4 protein-coding genes are annotated in these 6,093 nt (G+C 36.3%); all 4 read left to right on the forward strand.

All coding sequences use genetic code 11. The features are described from left to right. Window positions 1–6 precede the first annotated feature (6 nt). The 4 genes from yaaA to gyrA all read left to right on the forward strand — a co-directional run bounded on the left by yaaA (window position 7) and on the right by gyrA (window position 5,880). Window positions 7–219: a S4 domain-containing protein YaaA gene (yaaA, locus tag BAQ46_RS06070; RefSeq protein WP_000821367.1), complete on the forward strand. Its 213-nt coding sequence runs from the start codon at window positions 7–9 to the stop codon at window positions 217–219. A 12-nt stretch (window positions 220–231) separates the two neighbouring features. After that, a complete protein-coding gene (recF, locus tag BAQ46_RS06075; protein WP_000470750.1) occupies window positions 232–1,359 on the forward strand; it encodes a DNA replication/repair protein RecF in 1,128 nt (375 codons plus the stop codon). A 38-nt stretch (window positions 1,360–1,397) separates the two neighbouring features. Next, window positions 1,398–3,320 (forward strand): DNA topoisomerase (ATP-hydrolyzing) subunit B, encoded by a 1,923-nt coding sequence (gene gyrB, locus BAQ46_RS06080; RefSeq protein ID WP_000435990.1) that lies wholly within the window; start codon window positions 1,398–1,400, stop codon window positions 3,318–3,320. Between the two features lie 88 nt (window positions 3,321–3,408). Further along, complete coding sequence (gene gyrA / locus BAQ46_RS06085) at window positions 3,409–5,880, forward strand: DNA gyrase subunit A (protein WP_001282851.1); 2,472 nt, start codon at window positions 3,409–3,411, stop codon at window positions 5,878–5,880. Window positions 5,881–6,093: the final 213 nt, after the last annotated feature.

Here is a 6,093-nt window from a genome sequence, read left to right on the forward strand (position 1 = left end):
GATTTTATGAAACGTATTAAAATTTCAACAGAGTATATTACACTAGGGCAATTTTTAAAGTTAGCCGATGTAATTGATACAGGTGGCGCTGTAAAATGGTTTTTACAAGAATATGAAGTGTACGTGAATCAAGAACTTGAAAATAGAAGAGGTCGCAAACTATATGCGAACGATATTATTGAAATTCCAGGAAGCGGAAGTTTCCAAGTTCAGTCATAAAGGGGGAGCCCTTTGTTTATTTCAGAAATACAATTAAAAAACTATCGCAATTATGAAAAGTTAGAGCTTTCCTTTGAAGATAAGGTAAATGTAATTATCGGCGAGAATGCGCAAGGGAAAACGAATTTGATGGAAGCTATTTATGTTTTAGCGATGGCGAAATCTCATAGAACCTCTAATGATCGCGAACTTATCCGTTGGGATGAAGATTTCGGTCAAATTAAAGGAAAGCTACAAAAGAGAAATAGTTCTTTGTCTTTGGAATTAAATATCTCGAAAAAAGGTAAAAAGGCAAAATTAAATCAACTTGAACAACAAAAATTGAGTCAATATATTGGCGTGATGAATGTTGTCATGTTTGCCCCAGAAGATTTAAATCTTGTAAAAGGAAGCCCTCAAGTAAGAAGACGCTTTTTAGATATGGAATTAGGCCAAATAGCTCCGGTCTATTTGTATGAATTGAGTCAATATCAAAAGGTGCTCACACAACGAAATCACTTGCTAAAAAAGATGCAAGGGAATAGTAAGAATGAGGAAACGATGTTGGATGTATTTACACTTCAACTTATTGAGCATGGTACAAAAATTTTGCAAAAACGCTTTGAATTTTTGCATTTACTACAAGAATGGGCAGCTCCAATTCATCGTGGTATAAGCCGTGGGTTAGAAGAATTAGAAATTGTCTATAAACCGAGTGTAGATGTATCAGAATCAATGGATTTGTCGAAAATAAAAGAAGTATACTATGAAAGTTTTCAATCCGTGAAACAACGTGAAATTTTCCGTGGTACGACTTTAATTGGTCCTCATCGTGATGATTTACAATTCTTCGTTAATAGTAAAAATGTTCAAGTCTTTGGTTCGCAAGGACAACAACGAACGACCGCACTGTCCCTAAAATTAGCTGAAATTGAATTGATTTACTCAGAAGTTAAAGAATATCCGATTCTTCTATTGGATGATGTATTATCAGAATTAGATGATTATCGTCAATCGCATCTGTTAAATACAATTCAAGGAAAAGTGCAAACATTTGTGACAACGACGAGTGTCGACGGAATTGAACACGAAACATTAAAAGAAGCGAAAACAATTCATGTAACGAACGGCACGGTAGATTGTGAAATAGATAGGGCGTAATCCCTGTTTAAATGGAAAAGTAGGTGATCTTTGTGTCAATGGAACAAAAGCAAATGCAAGAAAATTCATATGATGAAAGTCAAATACAGGTACTTGAAGGGCTAGAAGCAGTTCGAAAACGCCCTGGTATGTATATTGGATCTACAAGCGGAAAAGGACTTCACCATCTTGTATGGGAAATCGTCGATAATAGTATTGATGAAGCACTTGCAGGTTACTGTGATGAAATTAACGTTAGTATCGAAGAAGATAATAGTATTCGTGTAACGGATAATGGACGTGGTATTCCAGTTGGTATACAAGAAAAAATGGGACGTCCTGCTGTAGAGGTTATTATGACCGTTCTTCATGCTGGTGGTAAGTTTGGCGGCGGCGGTTATAAAGTTTCTGGTGGTTTGCATGGTGTTGGGGCATCTGTAGTAAATGCCCTATCAACAGAACTAGAGGTATTTGTACATCGTGAAGGTAAAATCCATTATCAAAAATACGAAAGAGGTATTCCGGTTGCGGATTTAAAAGTCATTGGTGACACAGATCAAACAGGAACGATAACTCGATTTAAACCAGATCCAGAAATTTTTCAGGAAACAACAGTATACGAATTTGATACGCTCGCAACTCGTATGCGTGAATTAGCATTTTTAAATCGTAATATTAAATTAACAATTGAAGATAAACGTGAACATAAGCAAAAGAAAGAATTCCATTATGAAGGTGGAATTAAATCATACGTCGAGCATTTAAATCGCTCAAAACAACCAATCCATGAAGAACCTGTATATGTAGAAGGATCAAAAGATGGTATTCAAGTTGAGGTTTCCTTACAGTATAACGAAGGATATACAAATAATATTTACTCATTTACGAATAACATTCATACGTATGAAGGTGGAACACATGAAGTAGGGTTTAAAACAGCTTTAACTCGTGTGATTAACGATTATGGACGTAAAAATAGTATTTTAAAAGATGCAGACAGTAACTTAACGGGTGAGGATGTTCGTGAAGGTTTAACTGCAATTGTATCAATTAAACATCCAAACCCACAATTTGAAGGACAAACGAAGACGAAACTTGGGAATAGTGAAGCAAGAACGATTACAGAGTCTGTGTTTTCAGAGGCATTTGAAAAGTTCTTACTAGAAAACCCGAATGTTGCACGAAAAATCGTAGAAAAAGGTACGATGGCAGCACGTGCACGTGTTGCAGCGAAAAAAGCACGTGAATTGACACGCCGCAAGAGTGCATTAGAAGTTTCAAGTTTACCTGGTAAATTAGCGGATTGCTCTTCGAAAGATCCAGCAATTAGTGAAATTTACATTGTAGAGGGTGACTCTGCCGGTGGATCAGCAAAACAAGGGCGTGATCGTCACTTCCAAGCGATTTTACCGCTAAAAGGTAAAATTATTAACGTTGAAAAAGCAAGATTGGATAAAATTTTATCTAACGATGAAGTGCGTACAATTATTACTGCAATTGGTACGAACATTGGCGGCGATTTTGATATTGAGAAAGCTCGTTATCATAAAGTTATTATTATGACGGATGCCGACGTAGATGGTGCGCATATTCGTACCCTATTATTAACGTTCTTCTATCGTTATATGCGTCAAATTATTGAACATGGTTATATCTATATTGCACAGCCACCGTTGTTTAAAATACAACAAGGTAAAAAAATTCAATATGCTTATAATGAGAAAGAGCTTGAAAAGATTTTAGCTGAATTACCAGCTCAACCTAAACCCGGGATCCAACGTTACAAAGGTTTAGGAGAAATGAATCCAGCTCAGCTTTGGGAAACGACAATGGACCCAGAAGTGCGTTCATTACTTCAAGTTTCCCTTCAAGATGCAATTGAAGCAGATGAAACATTTGAAATTTTAATGGGGGATAAAGTAGAGCCACGTCGTAACTTTATCCAAGAAAATGCAAAATACGTGAAAAACCTTGATATTTAAATGAGTAATGACAGGAATCTGAGTATTCCTGTCTTCTACATATAAATCAATGTATGTGTAACGGAAATGTAAGAGGAGGTGCTCGTTGATGTCAGACAATCAACAACAAGCACGAATTCGAGAAATTAATATTAGTCATGAAATGCGTACCTCATTTTTAGATTACGCAATGAGTGTTATCGTATCTCGTGCATTACCAGATGTTCGTGATGGATTAAAACCTGTGCATCGTAGGGTTTTATATGCGATGAATGATTTAGGAATTACGGCTGATAAAGCGTATAAGAAATCAGCACGTATTGTTGGTGAAGTAATTGGTAAGTATCACCCTCATGGTGATTCAGCTGTTTATGAAACAATGGTACGTATGGCGCAAGATTTCAGTCAACGTTATATGCTTGTTGATGGGCATGGTAACTTTGGATCTGTCGATGGAGATTCAGCAGCAGCAATGCGTTATACAGAAGCAAGAATGTCTAAGATTTCTATGGAGTTAATACGTGATATTTCAAAAAATACGATTGATTATCAAGATAACTATGATGGTTCTGAAAGAGAGCCAATTGTATTACCAGCGCGTTTTCCTAACTTACTAGTAAATGGTACGACAGGTATTGCAGTTGGTATGGCAACGAATATTCCGCCGCATCAACTTGGCGAAGTAATTGATGGTGTATTGGCATTAAGTCATAATCCTGATATTACTATTGCAGAATTAATGGAGTGCATTCCAGGACCAGATTTCCCGACGGCAGGTTTAATTTTAGGAAGAAGTGGTATTCGTAGAGCGTATGAAACAGGACGCGGTTCTATTATACTTCGTGCTAAAGTTGAAATTGAAGAGAAGTCAAATGGCAAACAATCTATTATCGTAACGGAACTACCTTATCAAGTAAATAAGGCGCGATTAATTGAAAAAATTGCAGAATTAGTTCGCGATAAGAAAATTGAAGGTATTACAGATTTACGTGATGAATCAGATCGAAATGGTATGCGTATTGTTATGGAAGTACGTCGTGATGCCAATGCTAATGTATTATTAAATAACTTATATAAACATACAGCACTTCAAACAAGTTTCGGTATTAACATGCTGTCTCTTGTAAATGGAGAGCCACAAGTGCTGAACTTAAAACAAAATTTATATCATTACTTGGAACATCAAAAGGTAGTAATTCGTAGACGTACAGCTTATGAACTAGAAAAAGCAGAAGCGCGTGCTCATATTTTAGAAGGATTACGAATTGCCTTAGACCATCTGGATGAAGTTATTACATTAATTCGTAGTTCGAAAACAGCGGAAATTGCAAAGCAAGGTTTAATGGAACGTTTCGGCTTAAGTGAAAAACAAGCGCAAGCTATTTTAGATATGCGTTTGCAACGTTTAACAGGTTTAGAACGCGAAAAGATTGAACAAGAATATCAGGACTTAATGAAGTTAATCGCTGAATTAAAAGCAATCTTAGCAGATGAAGAAAAGGTTCTTGAGATTATTCGTGAAGAATTAACGGAAGTAAAAGAGCGCTTCAATGATAAGAGACGCACAGAAATTACAATTGGTGGTATGGAGTCTATTGAAGATGAAGACTTGATTCCAGAACAAAATATCGCCATTACGTTAACTCATAATGGTTATATTAAGAGGTTACCAGCTTCCACGTATAAAACACAGAACCGTGGTGGACGTGGTGTGCAAGGAATGGGGACAAATGATGATGATTTCGTCGAGCATTTATTAACTACTTCTACGCATGATCATATTCTATTCTTCACTAATAAGGGGAAAGTATACCGTACGAAAGGATATGAAATCCCAGAGTATAGTCGTACAGCGAAAGGTATACCTATTATTAACCTATTAGGTGTAGATAAGGGCGAATGGATTAACGCCATTATTCCAATTCGTGAATTTGGTGACGATGAATTCTTATTCTTCACAACAAAACAAGGTATCTCTAAGAGAACACCACTTTCATCATTTGCAAATATCCGTACGAATGGTTTAATTGCAATCTCTCTTCGTGAAGAGGATGAAGTAATATCTGTACGTTTAACATCTGGTGATAAGGATATTATTGTAGGAACAAGCAATGGTATGTTAATTCGTTTTAACGAGCAAGATGTGCGTTCTATGGGACGTAACGCGGCTGGTGTAAAAGCAATTACATTAGGTGAAGAAGATCAAGTTGTAGGTATGGAAATTGTCGAAGAGGATGTAAATGTTTTAATTGTAACGAAAAATGGTTATGGAAAACGTACGCCAATTGATGAATACCGTCTACAAAGCCGTGGTGGTAAAGGTCTGAAGACTTGTAATATTACAGATAAAAACGGGAAATTAGTAGCTGTTAAATCTGTAACAGGTGAAGAAGATATTATGTTAATTACAGCAGCGGGTGTTATTATTCGTATGCCAGTTGATCAAATCTCTCAAATGGGACGTAATACACAAGGTGTTCGTCTAATTCGATTAGAGGATGAGCAAGAGGTAGCGACAGTAGCAAAAGCACAAAAAGATGATGAGGAAGAAACGAGCGAAGAGGTTTCTTCAGAAGAATAAGAGGGGAGATATCTCCCCTCTTTATTTTTTTATAATAATACTTGCATAGGGAAGGGAAAGCCTATATAATAGGCAGAGTCAGCAAATGAGAGATATAAGTTATCGAAAAAACTTGTTGACGAAAATAATATACTATGATATATTATAAAAGTCGCTGAAACGCGATGTTGAACTTTGAAAACTAAACGAAACAAACAACGTGAAACGTCAATT

The sequence above is a fragment of the Bacillus paranthracis genome, from assembly GCF_001883995.1.
GTDB lineage: Bacteria > Bacillota > Bacilli > Bacillales > Bacillaceae_G > Bacillus_A > Bacillus_A paranthracis.